Here is a 23,799-nt window from a genome sequence, read left to right as displayed (position 1 = left end):
GTCAGGGGTTCGGGTTCGTCGCCTTGCCGTCGAGCCAGAGGGTGTCGGTGGCGTCACGGTGCACGCCGTCGGTGCCGACGTGCTTGGCGCTGATCTGCGGGCCCTTCGTGATGACGTGCACGAGCGCCATCGCGTGGCCGCGACCGAGACCGTAGTCCTCGGCGAGCCAGGCGACGATCGGGGTCGCCTTGGTGGTCTCGTCGAAGCCGCGTTCGTGCGCGAGGTCGACGAGCTGGCGCGGGGTGAGCCCGGTCTTCGTCTCGATGTTGTCGAGGTAGGCCTGGAACGACATGCGGATGCTCCTTCGGTGGTGGTCGGTGGTGCGGTGGTGCTCGTGGTCGGGGCTAGTCGGCCCAGGTCTGGACGATGGTCTCGGCAGCGTGGATGCCGATGAGCTGCAGCCGTCCCTCTCCGGCGTTCTTGAAACCGTGCCACACTCCGGCCGGCGCCGTCGCGGTATCGCCGGCGCGGGCGATCAGCTCGGTGTCGCCGACCGTGATGCGCGCGATGCCCTCGAGCACGATCCACGTCTCGGCGTAGGGGTGCCAGTGCAGGTCGGGGCCCTCGCCGGGCTCGTTGTCGACGAAGAAGTACGAGATGCGCGCGCCGTGCTCGAGGCCGACGAAGCGGCGGGTGCGGCCGCTGCCGATGCGGAGTTCGTCGGCGGAGACGACCCGCGGGGTCTCGGGCGGCGTCATGGTGGGGGAGAGGGTGATCTCGGCGGCGTTCACGGTGGCTCCTTCGTTCGGTTCGAGGGGCCGGATGCCTCGGCACCGCCCCGGTTCGATCTGCGAACAGCCTCCGCCCGAGGCATCCCCGAGCGTTAGAGTTTCGATGTGAATCGAAACTTCGTGGAGTTCGGACTCGCCCCCGGGGATATCTCGGCGATCAGGTTCGGCATCTCGCCGGGGCACGAGCTCTGCCACGCGGTGCGCGTGCTGCAGCGCCCGGCCGAGCATCCGTTGCAGTGGGGCTGGCTGCGAGCGGTGCGCGGGCGCCTGCCGCGCGAACCCTTCGAGCTGCTCGCCGTGCTCATCGGGGTCGACGGCTACATGCCCGACTTCCTCACCTCCGAGCCCGGCTGGGATCTCGAACCCGATGAGGAGGCGGCGCGCCTCCGAGCGGCGCCGGTCGCGCCGATGCTCGTCGACCTGCACAAGATGGTGCCGCGTTCGAGCGGGGCGAGGCAGCAGGCGATCCTGCGGATGATCGCCGAGCCCGAGCGGGCGCGGGCGATGATCGCCGACGCCTGGGTCGAGGTGTGGGCCGCGGTGCTCGCCCCGGTGTGGACCCAGCTCGAGCGGCTGCTGCGCGCCGACATCGCGGTGCGATCGCGCCGGGTGGCGACCGCCGGCATCGCCGCGATGGCCGGCGAGCTGCACCCCTCGATCGTCTGGCACGAGAACGCCGTGCGCGTGGGACTGCGCCTCCACCACGAAGTGCTCGACTGTCGCGGCAGCGGGCTCGTGCTCGTGCCCTCGGTCATGTCGTCGTACGGATGCATGGTGCTCACCGAGCCGCCCGCGCAGCCCACCGTGTTCTACCCCGCCCAGGGCGTGACCGAGACCTGGGCACGCGACCCCGGAGCGACCGCGTCGGCGCTCGGTGCGCTCATCGGACCCGCCCGTGCCGCGATCCTGCTCGCCGCACGCGACGCCCGAACCACCTCGCAGGTCGCCGCCGATCACGGCATCGCGGTGTCGACGGCGTCGCACCACCTCGCGGTGCTGCGCGAGGGCGGGCTCATCGTCTCGACCCGCGACGGGGCGCGGATGCTCCACCTGCGCACGCCGCTCGGGGAGGCGCTGGTCGGCGCGATGCTCTGATCAGCCGGCCTTCAGCGGGTCGCCGCTGCGGCGGCGGCTCGCCGCGTCTCGAGGCTCCATGCCTCAGGCCGCGGCGGCGTCGATCCAGCGCAGGACGCGCAGCGCGCGCAGCGTGTTCCACCGGCTCGGCTCGCCCTCGGGGGCGTCGACGGCGAAGTGGACCTCGCCGTGCCATGGCATGCCCGCGCGCCATCGTCCGTCGTCGGCGCGCTGCGCGAGCAGGAGGTCGACCGCGGGGGAGATGCGGGCATCGGGCGCCGTGCCTGCCGCCCGGAAGTGATCGAGGGCGCGCAGCACGTCGTAGAACCAGTACGGCGGGAACGCGAGGTTCGCATAGCGGGGCAGCACGATCTCCCCGGTCGAACGGCGCCGGAACAGGTTCCGTTCGAGCAGGTACTCCTCGCCGAGGCGCCGCGCCGCGCTCACCGCGGAGGCGTCGCCGTCGGAGGTGTCGTCGCCGACCGCCTGCTCGTAGGCCAGCAGCCCTTCGAGCACGCAGATCGTGGAGTCGAACGACGAGCGCTCGGACTCCTCGCGAGGCTCGCAGTTCCAGCCGCCGTCGGGGAGCTGCTCGTCGAGGAGGCGTGCCACCATGCGGTCGCTGCCCTCGCCGAGCACGCCGAAGTACGAGGCGAGCGCGAGCACGCCGCCGTTCGCGCACTCCTCGACCTCGCCGTGGAAGAAGGGCAGGTCGCCGTGTCGGCGCCACACCACGCCGTCGCGCACGCGGGCGATCGCGGCGCGCACGGCGGATGCCTCGGGGTCGACGCCGAGCCGGCGCAGCAGCTGCAGCGTCCAGATCGTGCTGCGGCGGTCGCCCTTCTCGCCGTACTCCTCGCCGCCCCAGTACCCGTCGGCGTCCTGGAGGGCGAGGAGCCTCGCACCCCAGCCCTCGGTGGCGACGCGGGCCCGCTCGGCCGCGGCGCCGTCGGCGTCGTCCTGCAGGTCGAGCAGTACCTGCCAGCGGATCGCGGGGTCGGCGTCGAGCAGCCAGGCGATGACGTCCATGCCGCCATGTTCGCGCATCGACGCGGCCGCCGCGAGCCCTTCACCCCCGCAACGAACGAGGATGCCCCGGGCTCTCGCCCGGGGCATCCTCGCTCACGAACCCGCAGTGCGGCTCAGCCGGCCCGGCCGAGCTCGCGCATGGGCTTGCCGTTCTTCGGGTTCGCGGGCTTCACCTTGCGCCGCTCGCCGTCGATCACGACCGTGACGTTCGACATGTTCGGGGCGCGGTCGGCGACGACGTCGTACGAGACGACCTCGCCGTCGCGCCACTCGCAGCTCACCGAGTAGCCGCCGCGGGCGCGGAGCCCCGTGAACGAGCCAGAGGCCGCCCAGTCGGCGGGCAGCGCCGGCAGCAGCCGGATGACGCCGTCGTGGCTCTGCAGCAGCATCTCGGCGATCGCGCCCGTGATGCCGAAGTTGCCGTCGAGCTGGAACGGCGGGTGGTTGCACCACAGGTTCGACAGCGTGTTGTAGGTGAGCAGGCCGCGCAGCATGATGCCGGCGCGCTCGGCATCGCCGAGCCGCGCGAAGAGCGCGGTGCGCCACGGCCACGTCCACGAACGACGGCTGTCGCCCGAGACCGTGCCCGCCGTGAACGGCACGCCCTCCTTCTCGCCGCAGCGCGCCTTGAGCGACACGAGGGCCGCCGCCGCGAGCTCGGCCGACTCGGGCGTGATCTGCCGGCCCGGGTACACCGCGAAGAGGTGCGAGGTGTGGCGGTGGATGTCGGTCGGGCTGTCGCGATCGGCCTGCCACTCCTGCAACTGGCCCCAGCTGCCGATCTTGTTCGGCGCCAGGCGGGACTGCAGCTCGGCGACCGTCGCCCGGTACTCGGCGTCGATGTCGAGGGCGTCGGCGCAGTCGAGGTAGTTCTGGAAGAGATCCCAGATGATCTGCTGGTCGTACATGACGCCGTCTTCGCGGGGGCCGTGCTCGGGCGACCAGCCGTCGGGCGCCACGAGGGTGCCGTCGGGCAGCTCCTTCAGGCGGTCCTCCCAGAACTCGCAGATCTCCTTGATCAGCGGGTAGGCGACGTCGCGCAGGTACGTCTTGTCCTGCGTGAACGCCCAGTGCTCGTACACGTGCTGCATGTACCAGGCGCTCGCAACGGTGTTCCACTCCCACGAGTTGCCGCCGAAGATGCTCTGCGAGGTGCGGGCCGTCCAGCCGCGGGTGCTCTCGCCGAAGGCATTGCGCGTGGCGACCCGGCTCGGCACCGCGACCTGCTGCACGAACGCGACGAGCGCCTCGTGCGACTCGGGCAGGTCGGTCGTCTCGGCGCCCCAGTAGTTCATCTGCACGTTGATGTTGGTGTGGTAATCGCTCGCCCACGCCGGCTGGTTCGAGTTGTTCCAGAGGCCCTGCAGGTTGGCGGGCAGCCCGCCGGGGCGCGAGGAGCTCAGCAGCAGGTAGCGGCCGAAGTCGTACATCGACTGCTCGAGCGTCGGGTCGGCCTCGCCCGCGCCGTAGCGCGCGAGGCGCGCGGTCGTGGGCAGCGCCAGCACCGAGGCATCCGTCTCGCCCCACTGCACCGCGGCACGCGACATGAGCTTCGAGACCTGGGCGACGTGCTCGTCGCGCAGCTCGTCGAAGCTCCGCGCGCCGGCCGCCTCGAGCGCGGCGTCGATGCCGGGCTGCGGTGCGGCGCCGCGCCAGCCGTCGGCGGCGCTGAGCTTGTAGTCGGTGCGGGCGTCGAGGAGGAGCGTGATGGTGGACGCCCCGGTCACGCGGAGGCCCGCGCCGTCGACGGTGACGTCGCCGTCGGTGTCGGCGATGCGCACCGTCGCCGCGTGGCTGAGGTCGTTGGCCATCGTGCCCGCGAAGCCGAGGCGACGGGCCGCCGCGTCGACCGTGGTCGGCGAGTTCTCCTGCTCGGAGACCAGGGCGATCGTGCCGGTCAGTGCGCCTGCGGTGTCGCTCGTGTACCGCAGCACGACGACGTCGGCCTCACGGCTCGCGAAGGCCTCGCGCAGCACCGTGCCTGCGACGGTCGCGAAGTGCGCGGAGTGCACGCCGACCGTGGGGTCGAGCGCCCGGCGGTAGCCGACGACCGCGCGCTGTCCGCGGGTCGTGTAGCCGCTGCCCGTGAAGGCGACCCCGGCGAGGCGGAACGCGCCCGGAGCCGTGAACGTCAGCCGGTAGTGCGAGTACGCGGTCGAGTTGGCGAAGGCGAAGCTCTTCGCCTCGCCGCGCGCGGCGAACGCGACGCCCGACTTCGTGTCGAGCGTCTTCCAGGTGACGCCGTCGTTCGAGGCCGCGAGCACCCACTCGCGCGGGTCGGCCTCGGGCACGTCGGGCGCGCTCGTCAGCACGTAGCCGGTGAGCGCGCGCTTTGCGCCGAGCTCGAGCTGCCACGCGGCGCCGGGCCCCGCGTCGGCGACCTGCCAGACGGTGGATGCCTCGCCGTCGATGCTGCCCATGAGCGAATCGGCGTGACCCGTGGGCGACGAGATGTAGACGCTGCCGCCCTGCGCCAGTTCGACGCCGCCGAGCCCGATCTCGGAGAGCTGGAAGTGGCTCACGCCCGCCTTGGGCACGAAGTCGATGCGGTAGAAGCGGTAGGCGTTCGCATTCTGGAACTCGTAGGTCTTCGTCTGGAAGCGCTGCTCGAACGGCGCCCCGGTGCGCGCGTCGAGCGTCGCCCAGGTGCTGCCGTCGTTCGAACCGAGCACCCGCCACTCCTGCGGGTCGCGCGCGGGCACGTCGTTCGCGCTCGTCAGGCTGTACGACGTGACCACGGCCGCTGCCGGCAGTTCGGCCTGCCACAGCACGTGGGCGGGCGGACCGTCGATGCACCACTTCGTCTGGCTGTTGCCGTCGTAGCTCTTGTCGACGTCTTCGGCGCCCCAGATCTTGTAGGGGCCGCCCGGCGCGGTGACCTTCGGGCGCGCGCCGAATCCGATCGTGAGGGTGCCGAAGTCGCGGTACGAGCCGAAGCCGGTCACGCTCGTGTCGTAGGCGCCGTCGGGTTTGCCGGCGAGCGCGTTGTCGTAGTCGTTGAGGCCGCCCCAGAGGCTCTGCTCGTTGAACTGCACGACCTCCTCGTCGGGGTTGCCGAAGAGCATCGCCCCCAGGCGGCCGTTGCCGATCGGAAGCGCCTGCGTCTCCCAGTCGGTGGCGGGGGTGCCGTACCAGAGCGACTTCGGTGAGAGTTCGGGAATCGGGATGCCCCCTCCTGCGGCGGCGGTGGCCCGGGCGCCGACGAGCGCGGCGGCGGGCTGGGCGGCGAGGAACTGGGGCACGAGCGGGGCCAGGGCGACGAGCCCGCCGAGCTGTAGGGCGCGACGGCGCGGAATCTCGCGTTCGAGCATGCGGGGGAACCTCCGGAGCATCATTGATCTGGTGTTTCGGTACGGAATGGTCGCGATTCATCGTGAATCTGCGACTGTCGCTCATCCTGCCCGATTAAAGATCGGATGTATAGCCCCGGTGTTCGAGCTGCCCGGTTCAGGCGAGATCGAGTCGCATCAGCACGCGCGGAAAGCGGTTGAGCACCGAATCGGTGTCGGCGACCTTCGTGAACCCGCCCTGCTCGAACAAGCGGCGGGTGCCGACGTACGCCATCGTGAGGTCGACCTTCGCTCCCCGGTTGTCGACCGGGTAGCCCTCGATCGCGGGTGCGCCGTTCGCCCGTGCGAACTCGACCGCTCCGGCGAGCAGATGGTGCGCGATGCCCTCGCCGCGATGGCCGGGGCGCACGCGGAAGCACCAGACCGACCACACGTCGAGCTCGTCGACGTGCGGGATCTTGCGGTTCGTCGCGAAGGCGGTGTCGGCACGCGGATGCACCGCAGCCCACCCGACGGGTTCGTCGCCGTCGTAGGCGAGCACCCCCGGCGGGGGAGTCTGCGCGCACAGTTCGCGCACGCGCTCGCCGCGGGCGGGGCCGACGAGGGCGAGATTCTCTTTCGACGCGCGCAGCCGGTAACTCAGGCAGAAGCACACGTTCGACGTCGGCTTCTTCGGCCCGATCACCGCTGCGACGTCGTCGTACACCGTCGCGGGCCGCACTTCGATCGCCATGCACCAAGCCTGCCACCGCCCGCAGACACGGGCCCGTTCCGGCACCGGGAATTCGCTGGTGACAGCGGCCCGCGCGTCCACGAGACTGTCTCTCACCGTCATCACGAAGGAGTGATCACCACATGGGTCCTTTGACCACGATCGGGCTGCCCGTCGCGCTCGGCATCATCATGTTCGGCCTCGGGCTCTCGCTCACCCCGCGAGACTTCACCCGCGTCGCGAAGCAGCCGAAGGCGGTGCTCGTCGCCCTCGCCTGCCAGCTCGTGCTGCTGCCGCTCATCTGCCTCGGACTGGTGCTCCTCTTCCAGCTGCCGCCGGTGCTGGCGGTGGGCATGATGCTGCTCGCGGCATCCCCCGGCGGCACGACCGCGAACCTCTACAGCCACCTCTTCCGCGGCGACGTCGCGCTCAACATCTCGCTCACGGCCGTGAACTCGGTGCTCGCGGTGTTCACGCTGCCGCTCATCACGAACCTCGCGATCGCCTACTTCCTGCCGGGCGACGACGCGCTCGGGCTGCAGTTCGCGAAGACGATCGAGGTGTTCGCGATCGTGCTCGGCCCGGTCGTGCTCGGCATGCTCGTGCGGTGGTGGAAGCCGGCCTTCGCCGATCGCATGGACAAGCCCGTGCGCATCGCCTCCGTGGTCATCCTCGTCGTCGTCATCGCCGGTGCGATCGCGACGAACCTCGAGCTGCTCCTCGCGAACGCCGGAACGCTCGCGCTCATCACCGTGCTGTTCTGCGTGCTGAGCCTCGCCGTCGGGTTCGCGGTGCCGCGGCTGCTGCGCGTCGGGCGCGCGCAGTCGGTCGCGAGCTCCTTCGAGATCGGCATCCACAACGCGACCCTCGCGATCGTCATCGCGCAGACCGTCATCGGCAGTGTCGAGATGAGCCTGCCCGCGGCGGTGTACGGCGTGCTGATGTTCTTCGTCGCGCTCGCGTTCGGGTTCCTCATCCGCGAGAAGAAGCCCGCGTCGGTCGCGGTGCCTGCCTGAGGCGCGACGGCCCCGGGCTCAGACCGGTCCGAGCTCGGGGCCGTGCGTGTCCATGATGTGGGCGCGCAGCGCCTCGGCGAATCCCGCCGGGTCGTCGGCCCGCAGCCGCTCGATGAGGGCGCGGTGCTCGGCGATCGTCTCGTCGACGCGGTCGAAGAGGAGGTCGCGGTGGGCGCTCAGCAGCAGCCGCTGCCGGTCGGCCAGCCGGTCGCCGATCTCGACGAGCACGGCGTTGCCCGATGCCTCGACGAACGAGCGGTGGAACGCGATCGTGAGCGCCACGAACCCGTCGATGTCGCGCGCGACGAGCGCGTCGCGCTGCGCGTCGAGCTCGGGTTCGAGACGGTCGGCGAGTGCGCGGCGCACCTCGCTCGTCGCCCGTTGCACGCCCATCGCCTCGAGGATGAGGCGGGCGTCGGCGAGGTCGGCGATCTCACGGGCTCCGAGCTCGCGCACGAGGGCGCCTCGTTTCGGGTAGATCGTGATCCAGCCCTCGTCCTGGAGGCGGGCGAGGGCGGCGCGCACCGGGGTGCGGCTCATGCCGAGGCGCCCGGCGAGCTCGTTCTCGCTCAGCATGGCGCCGGGGCGGTGAGTGCCGTCGAGGATCGCCGTACGGGTCGCGGCGTAGGCTCGCTCGGCGGCGCTGTCGATGGTCGGCACCCGCCCATCATGGCCGCTCGCGGGCCCCGTCGCATCCGATCGCGTCGTTTCGCGACCCGCGAGGCTCATGCCTCGCCCGCCGCCTGCGTCGACGGCGCGTCCTCCGTCGTCCGGGTCGCACGCCGCGCGGCGCGGTGGTGCAGCAGCCACACCGCGACGAGCATCGCGATCGCGATGCCGACGAACACGAGGTCGGGCACGCCCGAGGTCAGGCGCAGCGCGCTCGACTCGATCTCGAACTGCTGCGAGGCGCCGAGGAGCCCGGAGAGTCCGGCGGTGCCGTCCGTGACGATGAGCAGCACGCCGAGGCCGATGCCGAGGAGGCCGGCCACGAGCTGCGTCCACGTGTTCGACCAGCGGCCGATGCGGATCGTCCGCGGGCGCACGAGCCGTCGCACCCACGTCGACCGCGACCAGGCGAACGCGAGCACGAAGAGCGGCACCGTCATGCCGAGGGCGAAGACCGCGAGCGTGAGCGCGCCGTAGAGGGGGCTGCCGCCGAGGGCGGCGAGGGTCAGCACCGAGCCGAGCACGGGCCCGGCGCAGATACCCGCGATCCCGTAGACGGTGCCGAGCAGGTAGACGGATGCCACGGAGCCGGCCTCGCCCGCATCGTCTCCCGCGCCGGTGTCGCGGCTGAACGAGGGCAGCGGGATCCCGAGTGCCTGCACGAGGCCGAGCGCGATCACGACGACCGCGGCGATCGTGACGAGCAGCGTGCGGTTCGCGCTGACGAAGGCCCCGACGGTGCCCGAGAGCATGCCGACCGGCACGAGGGTCGTCATGAGGCCGAGGGCGAAGACCCCCGTACGGGCGATGAGGCGGGTGGGGGTGGTGAACGCGTAGGCGAAGAAGGCGGGCAGCAGCATCACCGAGCACGGGCTCAGCAGGGTGAGGATGCCGCCGATGAACGCGCCGGCGAAGCCGAGGTCCACCGCGGGTCAGCCTGCGGTGGGCAGCTCGCCCGGGTCGACGCCTGCGGCGAGCAGCTGCTGGTCGAGGAAGGATCGGACGGCGTCGAGCGGCTGCGCACCCGAGAGCGCCTGGTCGCCGGCGACGAAGAAGGGCACGCCGGTGACGCCGAGCTGCTGCGCCTGGGCGGTGCTCGCGGTGACGGCGTCGCGGAGGTCGGCCCGGTCGAGATCGGCCTCGAACGCGGCGAGGTCGGGCACGCCCGCCTCCTTCGCGAAGCCGATGAGCTTCTCGCGCGGCATGTCGGGGTGGCCCTTCTCGGGGGCGGCGGCGTACACGACCTCGAGGTACTCGGCGAAGCGCCCCTGCTCGCCGGCGGCGCGGACGGCGACGGCGGCCGCGGTCGAGTCGTCGCCGAAGAAGGCGACGTCGCGGAACTCGTACCGCACGAGCCCCGTCTCGACGTACTCGTCGAGGACGACCGGCAGGGTCTCGTTCGTGAAGACCGCGCAGTACGGGCAGCGGAAGTCGGCCCACTCGACGAGCACGACGGGCGCGTCGACCTCGCCGATGGCGAGGGGGTCGTCGGGGTCGCGCAGGGCGATCGCGGGGTTCTCGGCGTAGCCGGCGGCCTCGGATGCCTCGGGGCCGGTGCTCGCCGAGGGACCGGCCGCGGCGACGGTCGACTGCGGGAAGCTCTGCGCGATCACGACCACGAGGAGGAACGCGATCGCGATGCCGAGCACGATGTTCAGGACCTTCGAGCGGCGGAGTCGCCGTTCGAGTGCGGCGCCGTGGGCGGTCGCATGGCCGGGCCGTGCCGCGTTCTGCGGGTTCGGTGCGGACTCGGGGGTGCTCTGCTTCGTGCCCATGCCGGAAGGATACAACTTGTATCCAAGATGAAGCTGAGTCAGCGCTCCACGTCGTCGCCGAACACGAGCGCCCCGAGCAGCACCTCGAGCGAGGCCTGCACGCGCTCGTCCGTCCACGCCTCGGGGTCTTCGACCGCCTTCACCTCGTACCCCCGGCAGTACAGGTAGAGGATGTCGGCGATGTGCGCCGCGGCGACGCGGTCGACCGGCTCGCCGCCCGCCACGACGTGCTCGGCGCCCGCGAGGAACTTGCCGTAGGTGGCATCCGTCACCCCGCGGACGACCTCGTAGGCGCGTCGGTTCGCGCCCCGCACGTCGGCGATGACCTCGATCCAGAGGCTGCGCAGCACGTTCTCCTCGGGGGAGGAGGTGCACATCCACCGGGTGAGCGAGGCGAGGCGTTCGACGCCGACCAGCTCGCCGAGGTGGGCCGCGCGCTCCGCGTCCCACTGGGCGCGGGCGTGGTCGAGCGCGTTCGCCATGAGGTGCGCGCGCGACGGCACGAAGTTCGTGATGTAGGCCGTCGAGCGGTCGAGCCGCTCGGCGACGGCGCGCAGCGTCACCGCTCGCGTGCCGCGTTCGCGGGCGACCTCGACCGTGGCGCGGGCGATGTCGGCGAGGCGTTCGTCCTGGTCGACCTCGATCGGCACGGCGACCCCCTTCGTTCGTCGTTTGACAGCCTGCCACGGCGGGCAGTACGTTTCAAAACACTGTTTTATCATCTGTGGATCGACCCGATGGAAGAGGAACCCGCATGACCGCGAACGGCGGCGTCTCGTACTGGTGGCAGCACCTCGGCCTGCCCGCGCAGCGCCCCGCGCTCGGCGGCGACCTCGACGTCGACGTCGCGATCGTCGGCGCCGGCTACACCGGCCTCTGGACGGCGTACTACCTGAAGCGCGAGCAGCCCGACCTCCGCATCGCGGTGCTCGAGCGCAGCTTCGCCGGGTACGGCGCCTCGGGTCGCAACGGCGGATGGCTCACCAACTCGGTGACCGGCGGGCGCGCGCAGTACGTGAAGCAGCACGGGCGCGACGCGGCGATCGCCCAGCAGCGCGCCCTCAACGAGACCGTCGACGAGGTCATCGCCGTCGCCGCGGACGAGGGCATCGCCGCCGACATCCACAAGGGCGGCGAGCTCAACATCGCGCTGAACCCCGCGCAGCTCGGGCGTCTGAAGGCGGCCGCCGCCGACGAGCAGTCGTGGCCGGCGACCGACGTCGAACTGCTCGACGCCCGCGAGAGCGCCGCACGGGTCAACGTCGCCGGCGCCCTCGGCGGCATCTGGCACCCGCACTGCGCCCGCGTCGACCCCGCGAAGCTCGTCAGGGGGCTCGCCGAGACGGTCGAACGACTCGGCGTGACCATCTACGAGGGCACCGCCGTCACCGAGATCCGGCCGGGCGAGGCCCGCACCGAGCACGGCACCGTGCGGGCGACCCACGTGCTGCGCGCGACCGAGGGATTCACCCCCGATCTGCGCGGCGAGCACCGCACCTGGCTGCCGATGAACTCCTCGCTCATCGTGACCGAGCCGCTCGCGCCGGCCGTGTGGGACGAGATCGGCTGGAACGGCCGCGACACCCTCGGCGACTTCGCCCACGTCTACATGTACGCGCAGCGCACCGCCGACGACCGCATCGCGTTCGGCGGCCGCGGCGTGCCCTACCGCTACGGCTCGCACGTCGACCGCGACGGCGAGACCCAGCAGCGCACCATCGAGGGGCTCGGCGCACTGCTCGCGCGGTTCTTCCCCCAGGCGGCGGATGCCCCGATCGCCCACGCCTGGTCGGGCGTGCTCGGCGTGCCGCGCGACTGGGCCGCGACCGTCGGCCACGACCCCGCGACGGGTCTCGGCTGGGCGGGCGGCTACGTGGGCACGGGCGTCACCGCGACGAACCTCGCCGGGCGCACGCTCCGCGACCTCGTGCTCGGTCGCGACACCGAGCTCACCCGACTGCCCTGGGTCGGCCATCGCGCGCGCAAGTGGGAGATCGAACCGCTGCGCTGGCTCGCCGTGCAGGCGATCTACACCGCCTACCACGCCGCCGACCGGGGTGAGCAGCGCGGCCGGGCGACGACCTCGCCCATCGCCCGCGTCGCCGACCTCGTCGCGGGGCGCTGAGCACCGTTGCTGCTTCTGCAGGAGAAATGCACTGACGGCCCCGAATCAGGGGGCATCGTGACACTTTTCCTGCAGAAGCCGTATCGCAGGTACTGAACCAGGAGGAATCATGACCGACCAGCCCGCCGCCGTGGCGACCGTCGCGGCGCTCGCGCCGATCGCGCGCGACCTCGGGCCCGCCACCCCGAAGCCGACCGCGCTGACCGAGGGAGTGCTCGAGGCATCCGACTCGCTCTGGGCGACCGCCGGCCTCGACGTCGGCTACTGGGAGTGCTCGCCCGGCCGGTTCGCCGCGACGCGCGAGGGCTGCACCGAGGTGTGCCAGTTCCTCTCGGGGCGGGTGACCATCGAGGTCGAGGGCGAGGAGCCCGTGACCTTCGGCGCCGGCGACACCCTCGTGACGCCGAGCGGCTGGCGCGGCGTGTGGGACGTGCACGAGACCGTGCGCAAGCTCTACGTGATCATCGACGACGTGCCGCCGGCGACGGCGGAGACGTACTGAGCGCTCTTCGCGGATATGAGAGCGTGGTCGGGTGAGCTTCACCACGATCCAGGCCCCCGATGCGGTGTACACCCTTCGACGCGCTCGCCGTGACGACGTCGACGCGCTCGTCGCCCTCATCGCAGCCGACGCGTTGCGCGCGGCCGAGTTCGCGTTCGACGACGAGACGCTCGCCGGCTACCGTCGCGCGTTCGAGGTCATCGACGAAGATCCGGCGCAGCTGCTGGTGGCGGTCGAAGACCCGGGCGGTGCGATCGTCGGCACGATGCAGCTCACGTTCATCCCGGGGCTCTCGCGCGGCGGCGCGACCCGGATGCAGATCGAGGCCGTGCGGGTCGCGGATGCGCTGCGCGGGGCGGGAATCGGGTCCGCGATGATCCGGTGGGCGGTCGAGCACGGTCGCGAACACGGCGCGCGTCTCGTGCAGCTGACCTCGGATGCGCGCCGCGACGACGCGCATCGCTTCTACGAGCGGCTCGGCTTCGAGGCATCCCATGTGGGGTTCAAGCAGTACCTCTGAGCGCGGCGAGGCTGCCGGCCCCTCAGCCGAGCGCGACGAGGAGGCTCAGCACGGCGAGCACGGCGCTGAGCGGCGCCATCGTGAGGCGCTCGGCTCGGCTGCGCGAGATCGCGTTGAGCGCGATGCCGAGCACGAAGTAGCCGAACACGACCCACATCGCCACGGTCGAGACCGCATCGGGCACGACGTCGACGAGCCCGGCGCGATCGAGCGCGAGCGCCGCGATGAGCGCGTAGATCACGATCGACACCGCGCTGCCGATGCGCAGGCGCACCGGCAGCACCTCGTGCTGCCCGCCCCACGCGAAGCGCCCGATCGGCGCGCCGAGCACGAGCGCGAGCTGGAACACGGCGAGCACCCCGAGGACGACGCAGAGCAGGACCGCGGCGAGGGGCATGCGGTGAGCCTAACGGACCGCCGATCCCGAGCCGCCGATCCTCCCTCAGGCGTTCTCGAGCTCGGCGATCACGACCTTCTTCTGCCGCATCATGACCTGGATCTGCGCAGGCCGCCGGGTCAGCTCGCCCATGTTCACGGGGATGACCTGCCAGCTGACGCCGAAGCGGTCCTTGCACCAGCCGCACTGCTCCGACTCGGGCACGTGCGAGAGCGCGGCCCAGTAGTGGTCGATCTCGGCCTGGTCGGCGCACGAGACGACGAACGAGATCGACTCGCTGAAGGTGAACAGCGGCCCGCCGTCGAGGCACACGAAGTCGACACCGTCGAGCGTGAACTGTCCGTTGAGCACCTTGCCCGACATGCCCGCGAAGTGTTCATCGAGCGATTCGTCGGGGTACTCGTCGATACGGGTGATGCGCGAGTTCGGGAAGACCCCGACGTAGTACTCCATCGCCTCGCGCGCCTGGTCGTCGAACCACAGGCACGGCTGGATCGGTGAGAGCGCGGCCATCGGTGACCCCCTTGTTCGGCTGATCGCTTCGGCGGCCACGATACGCCGGTGGGCCTCGGCGGTCGAGAGGAGGTGCAGTGCGCCGGCGTGTAAGATCCCGCACTGTGAATCGTGCTGACGGGCCCGCGATCGTGCGCGGGCGTGAGGGGGTCGCGGGCGCTTCGTGCGCCGCGCTCAGGTGACCCCGCCCTCGGTCGGTGGCGTTCGACGCCGCGGGCCTCGGTCGGTCGCGCCTGCGACCGGTCATCCTCACGTCAGCGTGCCGTCCGTCGGGGCGGCGAACAAGAACAGGTTCCGATTCCATGCTTCCCATCACCGACGCGCAGATCCGCGCATCGTTCATCAACGCCAGCGTGCGCGAGCGCGCCGCACTCAGCCTGCCGGCGGACTTCGCCGAACTCGACTGGGATCGCCGCGACTTCCTGGGCTGGCGCGACCGCAAGCTGCCGAACGTCGCCTACGTCGTGGCGCCGATCGGCGGCGAACTCGTCGGCGTCATGCTGAAGCGCGCCGAGGGCCGGCTGCGCTCCCGGCCGCAGTGCTCGTGGTGCGAGGACGTGCACCTGCCGAACGACGTGCTCTTCTTCGTGGCGCGTCGAGCCGGAGCCGCCGGTCGCAAGGGCGGCACGGTGGGCACGCTCGTGTGCGCCGACTTCCAGTGCTCGGCGAACGCGCGCAAGCGCCCGTCCGTCGCGTACCTCGGCTTCGATGTCGAGGCGGCCCGCGACCGCCGCGTCGAGGCGCTCCGCGAGCACGTGATCGGCTTCATCCGCGAGATCGCCGAGGCGCCGCTCGAGGGCTGAGCACCCAGCCGGTCGTGCGGGGCGGTGCGCCGCGTTCTCGGGCTCAGCGCGCCGCCGCGCGCAGCTGCAACCAGGCGGCGAGGCGGTCGTCGGCGTGCTCGAGGCGGAGGCCGTGCGCCTCGCCGGCGCGACGCAGGCGGTGGCGCACGGTGTTCTCGTGCACGCCGAGCCGGTCGGCCGTCTGGGCCACGTTGCCGAAGCACTCGAGCCAGGTGAGCAGGGTCTCGATGATCGCAGCGGATGCCTCGTGCTCGTCGCGGACGGCGAGCAGCGCGTCGATCGCGGGGTCGCGCAGTTCGGGTGCGGCGGCGAAGAGCTCGGCGGCGCGCTCGACCACGAGCTGCGGCCGCAGCCCCGCCGCTGTCACGATGCGGCCGGACCGCGGGTCGTTCGCGCGCGCGGCCGTGTCGAGCAGCCGGTCGGCGAGCTCGCGCGCGCCTGCGACATCGCCCGAGCGGTGCGCAGGCCCCGAGACGGCGATGCGGATGCCGTCGCCCACGAGGCGGTCGACGAGCGGCAATAGCGGTTCGGCCGAGCGCACCGCCTCGTCGACGGACCCTGCGGCGAAGAGCGCGTAGACGCGCCCGCGATGGGCGACGGCGACGGCGTCGGGCCGGTGCAGCACGAGATGGCGGATGGCGGTCGAGCGCAGCTGCGCGATCGCCGTCGGACCGGCACCCGGCACCTCGATGGCGAGGAGGGCCGCGCCGCGCTCCTCGTCGATGCCGAGCTCGGCGAACTCGGTGCCGGTGAGCTCGATGCCCGTGAGCAGGGTGCGCAGCCGGTCTTCACGGGGGCGCTGGTTGGTCGCGTGGGCGCGCAGGTCGTCGAGCAGGTGGGCGCCCGCGAGGGCGCTCGCCCGCCGCATCCGCTCCTCCTGCTCGGGGGTGGTCGGCCCCTCGCCCGAGGCGTCGATCGCCCAGATCGATCCGAGCGGCAGCGCGCCCGCGCGGATCGCGAACGCGACGCGGGGCTCCTCATCGCCGAGGCGTGGGTACTTGATCGGGTGATCGGAGCGCAGCACGGTGCGGTACTGGTCGTCGTTGTAGGGGGAGGCGGGCACCTGCCTCGCGAGGATGCCGTGGGTGCGGAGCGCGTCGATCAACTGCCCGGGCACCGAGGAGTAGGCGAGGATGTTGCGGCTCAGATCCTCGATGGCGACCGAGCCGCCGAAGAACTCGGCCAGTTCGTTCGCGATGGCGAACAGGGGCTCGGCGCCCCGGCCCTGCGGGCCGGCGAGCGGAGCGTCGGCCTCGCCGAGCAGGTGCGTGAGCTGCGCGTCGAGGAGGCGCCAGCTGATGCGGTCGGCGACGCGCACGATCGGCAGCCCCGTGGCGTCGGCGATCGCCGCGAGCGCGGACACCCGGTCGGCGCTGCACTTCACGGCGAGCCCTGCTGCGCCCTGCTCGGCCGCGGCGGCGGCGATGGCCGCGAGGCGTGCGGTCGAGAGCGAGGCGGTCGAGGGGGCGAGCAGCAGCGTGCCCGGGGCATCCGTCATCTCGTCGACGATGTCGATGAACTCGGTGCCGGTGACCGCGACCCCGACGCCGAGCGCGCCGATCGGGGTCGCGGTGCGCGGGCCCAGCTGTTCGACGAGCTCCGCGAGCGTCACCCGAGGAGCGGAGGCGCGCAACACACCGCTTGGAGAAATCCCTGCATCCACACCGCAAATCTATCTGAGATCGACAACCAAACGCCGAGTCGATCTTCCTAGGCTGGCCACCGTCGACGGCGAAGGCGCCGCGCACGAGGAGGACAGCATGACCACGGACCGGCCCGAACCCGACGGCACCCGCCTGGGCGAACTCTGGCGGATCCTGCCCGAGGAGGCGACCGCGAACGCCGACGGCGTGCTCGAGATCGGCGGCGTCGCCGTGACCGAGCTCGCCGAGCGCTTCGGCACCCCGCTGCACGTCTACGACGAGACCGGCCTGCGCCGCCAGGTCCGGCGCTTCATCGACGGACTGCGCGAACGCTGGCCGAACTCCGAGGTGCTCTTCGCCTCGAAGTCGCTGCCCGCGGTCGGCATGTACCGCCTGGCGCAGGAGGAGGGGCTCGCGGTCGACATCGCCGGCGGCGGCGAACTGCGGCTCGCGCTCGCCGCGGGCGTCGACCCCGAACGCCTCTACTTCCACGGCAACGCGAAGACCGACGCCGAACTGCGCATGGCGCTCGACGCCGGCATCGGCGCGATCATCGTCGACAACGACGACGAGCTCGACCGGCTCGAGCGCCTGCTCGAACGGCCCCAGCGACTGCTGCTGCGCGTCATCCCCGGCGTCGAGGCGAAGACCCACGCCTCGCAGGCGACCGGCGGCCTGAACTCGAAGTTCGGCCTGCCCATCGACCAGGCGGCGCGCGCGATCGCCCGCATGCAGGCCCACCCGCTCATGCGCTTCGAGGGCGTGCACCTGCACATCGGTTCGCAGATCCTGGATGTCGCGCAGTTCGCCGAGGCCGTCGAGAAGATCTCGGGCGTCGGCACCTTCGGTACCTACGACGTCGGCGGCGGACTCGGCATCGCCTACACCTACGAGGAGGAGGCACCCGAGGTCGGCGCCTACCTCGACTCGATCGTCGCCGCAGCGCGGGCGCACCTGCCGGCCGATGCGAAGCTCATGATCGAACCCGGCCGCTCGATCGTCGCCCGCGCCGGCGTCACCCTCTACCGGGTCACGACGGTCAAGCGCACCGGTCGCACCTTCGTCGCCGTCGACGGCGGCCTCGCCGACCAGATGGACATCGCGCTCACCCAGCAGCGCTACGAGGCGATCGTCGCCGACCGGCTCCACGAAGCGTGGACCGAGAGCGTGCAGCTCGTCGGCCGGCAGTGCGAATCGGGCGACCTGCTCGTCGACGGCGCGCCCATGCCGCCCGCCCGCGTCGGCGACCTCGTCGTCATGGCCGCGACCGGCGCCTACGCGTACACGATGTCGAACAACTACAACGGCGCGCTCAAGCCCGCGATCGTCTTCGCCCGCGAGGGCGACGCCCGGCTCGTCGCCCGCCGCGAGAGCTACGACGACCTGCTCGCGACGCACGCGCCGGCGATGGCCGACGCCGAGGCGTTCGCCTGAGGCATCCGCTCGTCTTCGTCACCCCCACCCCCGCCCCACCCCACCCCACGACAAGGAAGTCACCGATGAACGCACGCACCACCACCCTCGTCGGCGCGACGGCCGCCGCGGCCGCCCTCGCCCTCGCCCTGACCGGCTGCTCGGGCGCCGGATCGGGCGCCTCCGCAGCCCAGGGCCCCGAGCTGCCCACCGGCGACGAGATCTCGACGACCGTCGACGCGAAGCTCACCGCGCTGCTGCCGGACGAGCTCGTCGAGAAGGGCCGCCTCGACATCGCCCTCGACATCCCGTTCCCGCCCATGGCGATGTACGACGAGACGAACCGCCCCGTCGGATTCGATCCCGAGCTCGCGCGCCTGCTCGGCCAGAAGCTCGGCATCGACGTGTCGCTCAACAAGCAGGCCTTCGACTCGGTGATCCCGTCGCTGCAGGCGAACAAGAACGACCTCATCATGAGCGGCATGAACGACACCCCCGAGCGGCAGGAGACGCTGAGCTTCGTCGACTACACGCACGGCGGCTTCGCGATCCTCGTGCAGGCGGGCAACGAGGTCGGCGTCACCACGCAGCAGGACCTCTGCGGCAAGACCGTCGCGGTGCAGAAGGCGACCGTGCAGGGCGAGCTGCTGCGGGCGATGGAGTGCGACGGCGACCCCGTCACCGTCACCGAGCTGCCGAGCGACCTCGACGCCCAGACCGCACTGCGCGCGGGCAAGAGCGACGCCTACGTCGCCGACGCCGTCGTGGCCGAGTACGTCGCCGCGACGACCGACGACGGCGAGGCGTTCGACGTCGTGCGCGATCCCGAGAACCCCGCGGGCTTCAACCCGGTGTACAGCGGCATCGGCATCCTCAAGGAGGACGCCGAGCTCGTCGAGGCCGTGCGCCAGGCGCTGCAGGCGCTCATCGACGAGGGCGCCTACCAGCAGGTGCTCGAGCGCAACAACATCGCCGCCTACGCCGTCGAGTCGGCCGAGGTGAACCAGGGGGCGGCGCAATGACGACGGCACCCGCGGCACCCGCCGAGCAGGGCATCGCCGTCGCACCGGATGCCACGGACGACGACGTGCGCGCGATCCCGCTGCGCCGCCCGTGGCGATGGATCGGGGCGGCCGTGGTGCTGCTGTTCGCCGCCGGATTCCTGACCTCGGTGCTGACGAACCCCAACATCGACTTCGCGGCGATCGGGCAGTTCCTCGTCGACCCGCGCATCTTCGACGGCGTCGTGCTGACGCTCGTGATCACGCTCATCGCGATGATCGTCTCGACGCTCCTCGCGATCGTCATCGCGGCGATGCGGCTCTCGTCGAACCCGGTGCTCTCCTCCGTCGCGTGGTGCTACGTGTGGGCGTTCCGCGGCACGCCGCTGCTCGTGCAGATCGTGCTGTGGGGCTACCTCGGCCTGCTCTACGAGCAGCTCACCATCGGCATCCCGTTCACCGACATCGTGTTCTGGCAGATCGACACGAACGTGCTGATCACGGCCATGGTCGCGGGCCTGCTCGCGCTGACGCTCAACCAGGCCGCATACTCCTCGGAGATCGTGCGCGCCGGCATGCTCTCGGTCGACGAGGGGCAGCGCGAGGCCGCGTTCTCGCTCGGGATGTCTCCGCTCTACACCTTCCGGCGGGTGCTGCTGCCGCAGGCCATGCGCGTCATCATCCCGCCGATGGGCAACGAGACCATCTCGATGCTGAAGAACACCTCGCTGCTCTCGGTCATCGCGGTGCTCGAGATCTACACGCAGGCGACCGTGATCTCGTCGCAGAACCTCAAGCAGGTCGAGCTGCTCATCGTCGCGAGCCTCTGGTACCTGCTGATGACGAGCATCCTGTCGATTCCGCAGTACTACCTGGAGCGCCGTTTCGGGCGCGGCTCGAGCCGCACCCTCCCGCCGACGCCGTGGCAGCGGCTGCGGGCGACGTTCACCACGCGCCGGGCCGTCGAGCCCGCGCCCGAGACGAAGGCGGTCAGCGCCGTATGAACACCATCGCCACCACTCCTCCCGCAGCCGGCACGGCGAGTGCCGCGGTCGATGCCCGTGCGCTCGTCGAGATCCGCCGGGTGCGCAAGAGCTTCGGCGCCCACCAGGTGCTCCGCGACGTCTCGCTCGCGGTGCCCGAGGGCACCGTGACGGTGCTGCTCGGGCCCTCGGGCTCGGGCAAGTCGACCCTGCTGCGGTGCATCAACCACCTCGAGTCGATCGACGGCGGTCGCATCCTCGTCGACGGCGAGCTCATCGGCTACCGGCAGGCCGGCCACACCACGCACGAGATGACGCCCCGGCAGATCGCCAGGCAGCGTCGCGACATCGGCATGGTGTTCCAGAAGTTCAACCTCTTCCCGCACCTGACGGCGCTCGAGAACATCACCGAGGCGCCGGTCGGCATCGCCGGGGTGCCGCGGGCGAAGGCGAAGGCGCGCGCGCGCGAACTGCTCGACCGCGTCGGCCTCGCCGACTTCGCCGGGCACTACCCGTCGCAGCTCTCGGGCGGTCAGCAGCAGCGCGTCGCGATCGCCCGCGCGCTCGCGATGGACCCGAAGCTCATGCTCTTCGACGAGCCCACCTCGGCGCTCGATCCCGAGCTCGTCGGCGACGTGCTCGACGTCATGCGCGAACTCGCGAACGACGGCATGACGATGATCGTCGTCACCCACGAGATCGGCTTCGCCCGGGGCGTCGCCGACCAGGTCGTCTTCATGGACGGCGGTGTCGTCGTGGAGGCGGGCCCGCCCGGGGAGGTGCTCGACCGCCCGCAGCGGCAGCGGACGCGCAACTTCCTCGAGAGCGTGCGCTGAGGGGGCGCAGCGGGAAGCAAAAGGGGGGACCCGGGGGGAGCCGCAGGCTCGGCGACGTGACCCGTCGCCGGGCCTGCGGTGTGCGGGGGCCGGGCGCGTGCGCGTGCGCCCCCGGTCGCTACACGTACGCCAGGTACCGCAGGATCATGAAGCTGATGAGGAACCCGACGATGGCGCACATCACCCATGCGAGCGCCGCCCCGAGGTACCAGCTCTGCGCGAGCTCGAGCCGTTCACGGGCAGGGTCGTCGTCGGGGCGTCGTCGGATCGCCCGTTCGGTCGCCCAGAGCACCGGGAAGACGAGGGCGAGCATCACGATGAACGCCCCGAGCTGCAGTGCGAGCCACCAGGAGCGGGCGCCGGCGCTCGCGGCGTCGAGCGCCCCGAGGAGTGCGAGCGTCACGGCCTGCGGTCCGCAGATCGCGAGGAGGCTCAGCGCACCGACGAGTGCGATCGCCGCTCGCACCCAGCGGTCGCCGGCCGTCAGCCGGACCTTCGGCACGGGCGCGGTCGGCTCGGCGCCCCACCGGACGGGTTCGCCGGGCCGCCTGCCGCGGAAGTGCCAGAACTGACGCTGCGAGCCGCGGATCGCGATCGGCCAGAGCAGGAGCGCGACGAGCGCCGCCATGAGCCACGCGAAGATCCCGTCGGCGGTGAGACTCCAGCCGAGGCGGTCGCCCGCGAGCACGAGTCCGATCCATGCGCCGAGGCAGAGCGGCACGCCGACGCCGACCGCGAGCCCGCCCCAGAGCAGCTGCTTCGCGAGCGAAGGGCGGGTTGGTTCTGGCGCTGAGGTCACTCGCCCAGCCTAGGGAGCCGGGCAGGTCTCGGGTGAGCCTTGCGCTCAGTGTGCCTCGGCGAGCCGCCGGCGTTCGAGGCCGTCGAGCAGCAGGTCGAGCCCGAACTCGAACTCGGTCTGGTCGTCGCACCAGCCCAGGGTCGAGTCGGGGTCGTCGTGCACGACGTCGGCGAGCATCGCGGCGAGGTGCGGGGCGAGGGCGGCGAACTGCACGGGGTCGGCGGGCGGCTCGGCGGCGTTGTCGTCGTTGAGCTCCTGCACGTAGCCGTACATGCGGCTGCCGATCGCGTGCAGCCCGTGGTGGATGAGGTCGTGCGAGAGCCCGCCGCCGCGCATGATGCCGACGATGCCGTCGGCGTAGCCGATCGCGAGGGTGCCGGGGGTGCCGCGCACATTCATCAGGGCAGGGGCCCAAGGATGCCGCAGCAGCACCCGGCGCGCGTCGAGGATGCGCGAGCGCAGCACGGCCGACCAGTTCGAGGCGTTCGTCGCCGGGGGCGCGAAGCCGCCCGTCTCGGCCGCCATCTCGGCGAAGACCTGCTCGATGAGGCCGTCGAGGATCGCCGGCTTGTTGGGCAGGTGGTAGTAGATCGACATCGCCTCGACGCCGAGTTCGTCGGCGAGAGCACGCATGGTGAGCCGGTCGAGGCCGTCGCGGTCGGCGAGCTGCAGGGCGGTCTGCAGCACGCGCTCGCGACTGAGCGGGGTGCGCTCGGCGGTTCTCGGCATGGATTCACCGTACAGCGTCAGGTTTCTCGGCGGAGGTCTGGACACGCCTCCCCGCTCGGCGTATCTTACAACGTAAGACTTACGACGTAAGGGAGCTTCGCATGTCCATCGGATCGCACCACCAGACCACGCACCCGCGTCACGGAGGCGAGCCCCGCGCCGAATCGAGCACGGTGATGCGCGCCGCCCGCATCGAGCGATTCGGGGGGCCCGAGGTCGTGCGCCTCGTCGAACTGCCCCGCCCCGAGCCGGGCCCAGGCGAGCTGCTCGTGCGTGTGCGCGCCTCGACGGTCAGCGTCGCCGACGAGCGGATGCGCTCGCGTCGCCTGCCGCGCGGCTTCAGCCTGCTCGTGGCGCCGACGGTCGGACTGTTCCGGCCGAAGGTGCGGGTGCTCGGCATGGATGCCGCGGGGGTCGTCGCGGCGGTCGGTTCGGGCGTCGGGCGCTTCGCCGTGGGCGACGAGGTGATCGTCATGCGCGGTTCGCGCATGGGCTGCCATGCCGAGTTCGTGACGATCGCGGCCGACGGCCAGGTCGCGCGCAAGCCGGCGAACCTCTCGTTCGAGGAGGCCGCCGCGATCGTGTTCGGCGGGCACACCGCGCTGCGCTACCTCGATCGCGTCGAGATCGTCCCGGGCAGCGAGGTGCTCGTGAACGGCGCCTCCGGTGCGGTGGGCTCGGCGGCGGTGCAGCTCGCCGCCGCCCGCGGCGCACGGGTGACGGCGGTGACGAGCGGCCGCAACGCCGAGCTCGTGCGCTCGCTCGGCGCCGAGCGCGTCATCGACTACACGCAGCAGGACTTCGCGGCGCCGGGCGAGGCGGCCCGCTACGACGTGATCGTCGAGTGCGTCGGCAACGCCCCCTTCGAGCGGGTCGCGCACCTCCTCCGCCCGGGCGGCACCCTGCTCCTCGTCATCCTCGACCTGCACGGGCTGGTCTGGGCGAAGCGGCAGTCTCGCCGCAGCGGCCTCGTCGTCGATCACGAGGGCGGCCGCATGGATGCCGCCGGCATGGAGCGGCTCGCCGCGCTCGCCGAGGCGGGGGTGCTGCGGCCGGTCGTCGATCGCGTCGTGGGCTTCGACGGGATCGTCGACGCGCATCGCCACGTCGACGGCGGGCACAAGCGGGGGAGCGTGGTGCTCCGGGTGGGCTGAGCGGGATGCAACCAAAGGGTTGCGCTCGTCTCGATGCTATGCAACTATCGAGTTGCAGGTGATCGATCGATCGCCGAGACATCCA

At 71.7% G+C, this 23,799-nt stretch carries 25 protein-coding genes; 11 read left to right on the top strand and 14 right to left on the bottom strand.

Annotated features, from left to right (window positions below; all coding sequences use genetic code 11):
• Position 1 precedes the first annotated feature (1 nt).
• Positions 2-292, bottom strand: coding sequence for a DUF4287 domain-containing protein (locus tag GQQ93_RS14950; RefSeq protein ID WP_157425039.1), 291 nt, complete (start codon positions 290-292; stop codon positions 2-4).
• A gap of 52 nt (positions 293-344) precedes the next feature.
• A complete protein-coding gene (locus GQQ93_RS14945) occupies positions 345-731 on the bottom strand; it encodes a cupin domain-containing protein (protein ID WP_246192352.1) in 387 nt (128 codons plus the stop codon).
• 105 nt (positions 732-836) lie between these two features.
• Here GQQ93_RS14945 and GQQ93_RS14940 point away from each other — a divergent pair, with 105 nt between their 5' ends.
• On the top strand, positions 837-1,826 hold the full coding sequence (locus GQQ93_RS14940; protein WP_157425038.1) for a DUF5937 family protein: 990 nt from the start codon (positions 837-839) through the stop codon (positions 1,824-1,826).
• A 63-nt stretch (positions 1,827-1,889) separates the two neighbouring features.
• Here the strand turns inward: GQQ93_RS14940 and GQQ93_RS14935 are convergent, their stop codons facing one another.
• The 3 genes from GQQ93_RS14935 to GQQ93_RS14925 form a co-directional block, all read right to left on the bottom strand.
• Positions 1,890-2,834, bottom strand: a complete 945-nt coding sequence (locus GQQ93_RS14935; protein ID WP_157425037.1) for a prenyltransferase/squalene oxidase repeat-containing protein — start codon at positions 2,832-2,834, stop codon at positions 1,890-1,892.
• Between the two features lie 113 nt (positions 2,835-2,947).
• Positions 2,948-6,145 carry a glycosyl hydrolase family 95 catalytic domain-containing protein gene (locus tag GQQ93_RS14930; RefSeq protein ID WP_157425036.1) on the bottom strand — a complete coding sequence of 1,066 codons (3,198 nt, stop codon included), beginning with the start codon at positions 6,143-6,145 and terminating at the stop codon, positions 2,948-2,950.
• A gap of 136 nt (positions 6,146-6,281) precedes the next feature.
• A complete protein-coding gene (locus GQQ93_RS14925; protein WP_157425035.1) occupies positions 6,282-6,857 on the bottom strand; it encodes a GNAT family N-acetyltransferase in 576 nt (191 codons plus the stop codon).
• Between the two features lie 122 nt (positions 6,858-6,979).
• Between GQQ93_RS14925 and GQQ93_RS14920 the strand changes: the two genes are divergently transcribed.
• Positions 6,980-7,852, top strand: a complete 873-nt coding sequence (locus GQQ93_RS14920) for a bile acid:sodium symporter family protein (RefSeq protein ID WP_157425034.1) — start codon at positions 6,980-6,982, stop codon at positions 7,850-7,852.
• A gap of 18 nt (positions 7,853-7,870) precedes the next feature.
• On the opposite strand, the gene GQQ93_RS14915 is transcribed toward GQQ93_RS14920, so the two are convergent.
• The 4 genes from GQQ93_RS14915 to GQQ93_RS14900 all read right to left on the bottom strand — a co-directional run bounded on the left by GQQ93_RS14915 (position 7,871) and on the right by GQQ93_RS14900 (position 10,946).
• Positions 7,871-8,512 carry a GntR family transcriptional regulator gene (locus GQQ93_RS14915; RefSeq protein ID WP_246192351.1) on the bottom strand — a complete coding sequence of 214 codons (642 nt, stop codon included), beginning with the start codon at positions 8,510-8,512 and terminating at the stop codon, positions 7,871-7,873.
• A 65-nt stretch (positions 8,513-8,577) separates the two neighbouring features.
• Positions 8,578-9,447, bottom strand: a complete 870-nt coding sequence (locus tag GQQ93_RS14910; protein WP_157425032.1) for a cytochrome c biogenesis CcdA family protein — start codon at positions 9,445-9,447, stop codon at positions 8,578-8,580.
• 6 nt (positions 9,448-9,453) lie between these two features.
• Positions 9,454-10,296: a DsbA family protein gene (locus tag GQQ93_RS14905; protein WP_157425031.1), complete on the bottom strand. Its 843-nt coding sequence runs from the start codon at positions 10,294-10,296 to the stop codon at positions 9,454-9,456.
• A 38-nt stretch (positions 10,297-10,334) separates the two neighbouring features.
• Complete coding sequence (locus GQQ93_RS14900) at positions 10,335-10,946, bottom strand: TetR/AcrR family transcriptional regulator (RefSeq protein WP_157425030.1); 612 nt, start codon at positions 10,944-10,946, stop codon at positions 10,335-10,337.
• 104 nt (positions 10,947-11,050) lie between these two features.
• On the opposite strand from GQQ93_RS14900, the gene GQQ93_RS14895 reads away from it, so the two are divergent.
• The 3 genes from GQQ93_RS14895 to GQQ93_RS14885 all read left to right on the top strand — a co-directional run bounded on the left by GQQ93_RS14895 (position 11,051) and on the right by GQQ93_RS14885 (position 13,443).
• Positions 11,051-12,421, top strand: coding sequence for an NAD(P)/FAD-dependent oxidoreductase (locus GQQ93_RS14895; protein WP_157425029.1), 1,371 nt, complete (start codon positions 11,051-11,053; stop codon positions 12,419-12,421).
• A gap of 109 nt (positions 12,422-12,530) precedes the next feature.
• A complete protein-coding gene (locus tag GQQ93_RS14890) occupies positions 12,531-12,923 on the top strand; it encodes a cupin domain-containing protein (RefSeq protein ID WP_157425028.1) in 393 nt (130 codons plus the stop codon).
• A 31-nt stretch (positions 12,924-12,954) separates the two neighbouring features.
• Positions 12,955-13,443, top strand: coding sequence for a GNAT family N-acetyltransferase (locus GQQ93_RS14885; protein ID WP_246192350.1), 489 nt, complete (start codon positions 12,955-12,957; stop codon positions 13,441-13,443).
• Positions 13,444-13,465: 22 nt separating this feature from the next.
• Here GQQ93_RS14885 and GQQ93_RS14880 read toward each other — a convergent pair whose 3' ends face one another.
• A complete protein-coding gene (locus tag GQQ93_RS14880; RefSeq protein WP_157425027.1) occupies positions 13,466-13,840 on the bottom strand; it encodes a hypothetical protein in 375 nt (124 codons plus the stop codon).
• A gap of 45 nt (positions 13,841-13,885) precedes the next feature.
• Positions 13,886-14,353, bottom strand: coding sequence for a VOC family protein (locus GQQ93_RS14875; protein WP_157425026.1), 468 nt, complete (start codon positions 14,351-14,353; stop codon positions 13,886-13,888).
• A gap of 302 nt (positions 14,354-14,655) precedes the next feature.
• On the opposite strand from GQQ93_RS14875, the gene GQQ93_RS14870 reads away from it, so the two are divergent.
• On the top strand, positions 14,656-15,156 hold the full coding sequence (locus tag GQQ93_RS14870) for an FBP domain-containing protein (RefSeq protein ID WP_157425025.1): 501 nt from the start codon (positions 14,656-14,658) through the stop codon (positions 15,154-15,156).
• A gap of 43 nt (positions 15,157-15,199) precedes the next feature.
• On the opposite strand, the gene GQQ93_RS14865 is transcribed toward GQQ93_RS14870, so the two are convergent.
• Positions 15,200-16,768 carry a PucR family transcriptional regulator gene (locus GQQ93_RS14865; RefSeq protein ID WP_157425024.1) on the bottom strand — a complete coding sequence of 523 codons (1,569 nt, stop codon included), beginning with the start codon at positions 16,766-16,768 and terminating at the stop codon, positions 15,200-15,202.
• A 148-nt stretch (positions 16,769-16,916) separates the two neighbouring features.
• Here GQQ93_RS14865 and lysA point away from each other — a divergent pair, with 148 nt between their 5' ends.
• The 4 genes from lysA (at position 16,917) to GQQ93_RS14845 (ending at position 21,032) form a co-directional block, all read left to right on the top strand.
• Positions 16,917-18,233, top strand: coding sequence for a diaminopimelate decarboxylase (lysA, locus tag GQQ93_RS14860; RefSeq protein WP_157425023.1), 1,317 nt, complete (start codon positions 16,917-16,919; stop codon positions 18,231-18,233).
• A gap of 65 nt (positions 18,234-18,298) precedes the next feature.
• Positions 18,299-19,234 (top strand): ABC transporter substrate-binding protein, encoded by a 936-nt coding sequence (locus tag GQQ93_RS14855; RefSeq protein ID WP_157425022.1) that lies wholly within the window; start codon positions 18,299-18,301, stop codon positions 19,232-19,234.
• Positions 19,231-20,217 carry an amino acid ABC transporter permease gene (locus GQQ93_RS14850; protein WP_157425021.1) on the top strand — a complete coding sequence of 329 codons (987 nt, stop codon included), beginning with the start codon at positions 19,231-19,233 and terminating at the stop codon, positions 20,215-20,217. The genes GQQ93_RS14855 and GQQ93_RS14850 overlap by 4 nt, the downstream gene beginning before the upstream one ends.
• Entirely contained in the window at positions 20,214-21,032 is an 819-nt protein-coding gene (locus GQQ93_RS14845) for an amino acid ABC transporter ATP-binding protein (RefSeq protein WP_157425020.1), read from the top strand. The genes GQQ93_RS14850 and GQQ93_RS14845 overlap by 4 nt, the downstream gene beginning before the upstream one ends.
• A 118-nt stretch (positions 21,033-21,150) precedes the next feature.
• Here the strand turns inward: GQQ93_RS14845 and GQQ93_RS14840 are convergent, their stop codons facing one another.
• Positions 21,151-21,831 (bottom strand): hypothetical protein, encoded by a 681-nt coding sequence (locus GQQ93_RS14840; protein ID WP_157425019.1) that lies wholly within the window; start codon positions 21,829-21,831, stop codon positions 21,151-21,153.
• Between the two features lie 45 nt (positions 21,832-21,876).
• Entirely contained in the window at positions 21,877-22,560 is a 684-nt protein-coding gene (locus GQQ93_RS14835; protein ID WP_157425018.1) for a TetR/AcrR family transcriptional regulator C-terminal domain-containing protein, read from the bottom strand.
• Positions 22,561-22,661: 101 nt separating this feature from the next.
• Between GQQ93_RS14835 and GQQ93_RS14830 the strand changes: the two genes are divergently transcribed.
• The gene (locus GQQ93_RS14830; RefSeq protein WP_212277355.1) at positions 22,662-23,714 is read left to right on the top strand and encodes an NAD(P)-dependent alcohol dehydrogenase; all 1,053 of its coding nucleotides are present in this window, start codon (positions 22,662-22,664) and stop codon (positions 23,712-23,714) included.
• Positions 23,715-23,799: the final 85 nt, after the last annotated feature.

Source organism: Agromyces lapidis, from assembly GCF_009749405.1.
GTDB classification, from domain to species: Bacteria; Actinomycetota; Actinomycetes; order Actinomycetales; family Microbacteriaceae; genus Agromyces; species Agromyces lapidis.
Note: the sequence above shows the minus strand (reverse complement) of the source record. Positions and strands in the feature narration are given on the sequence as shown.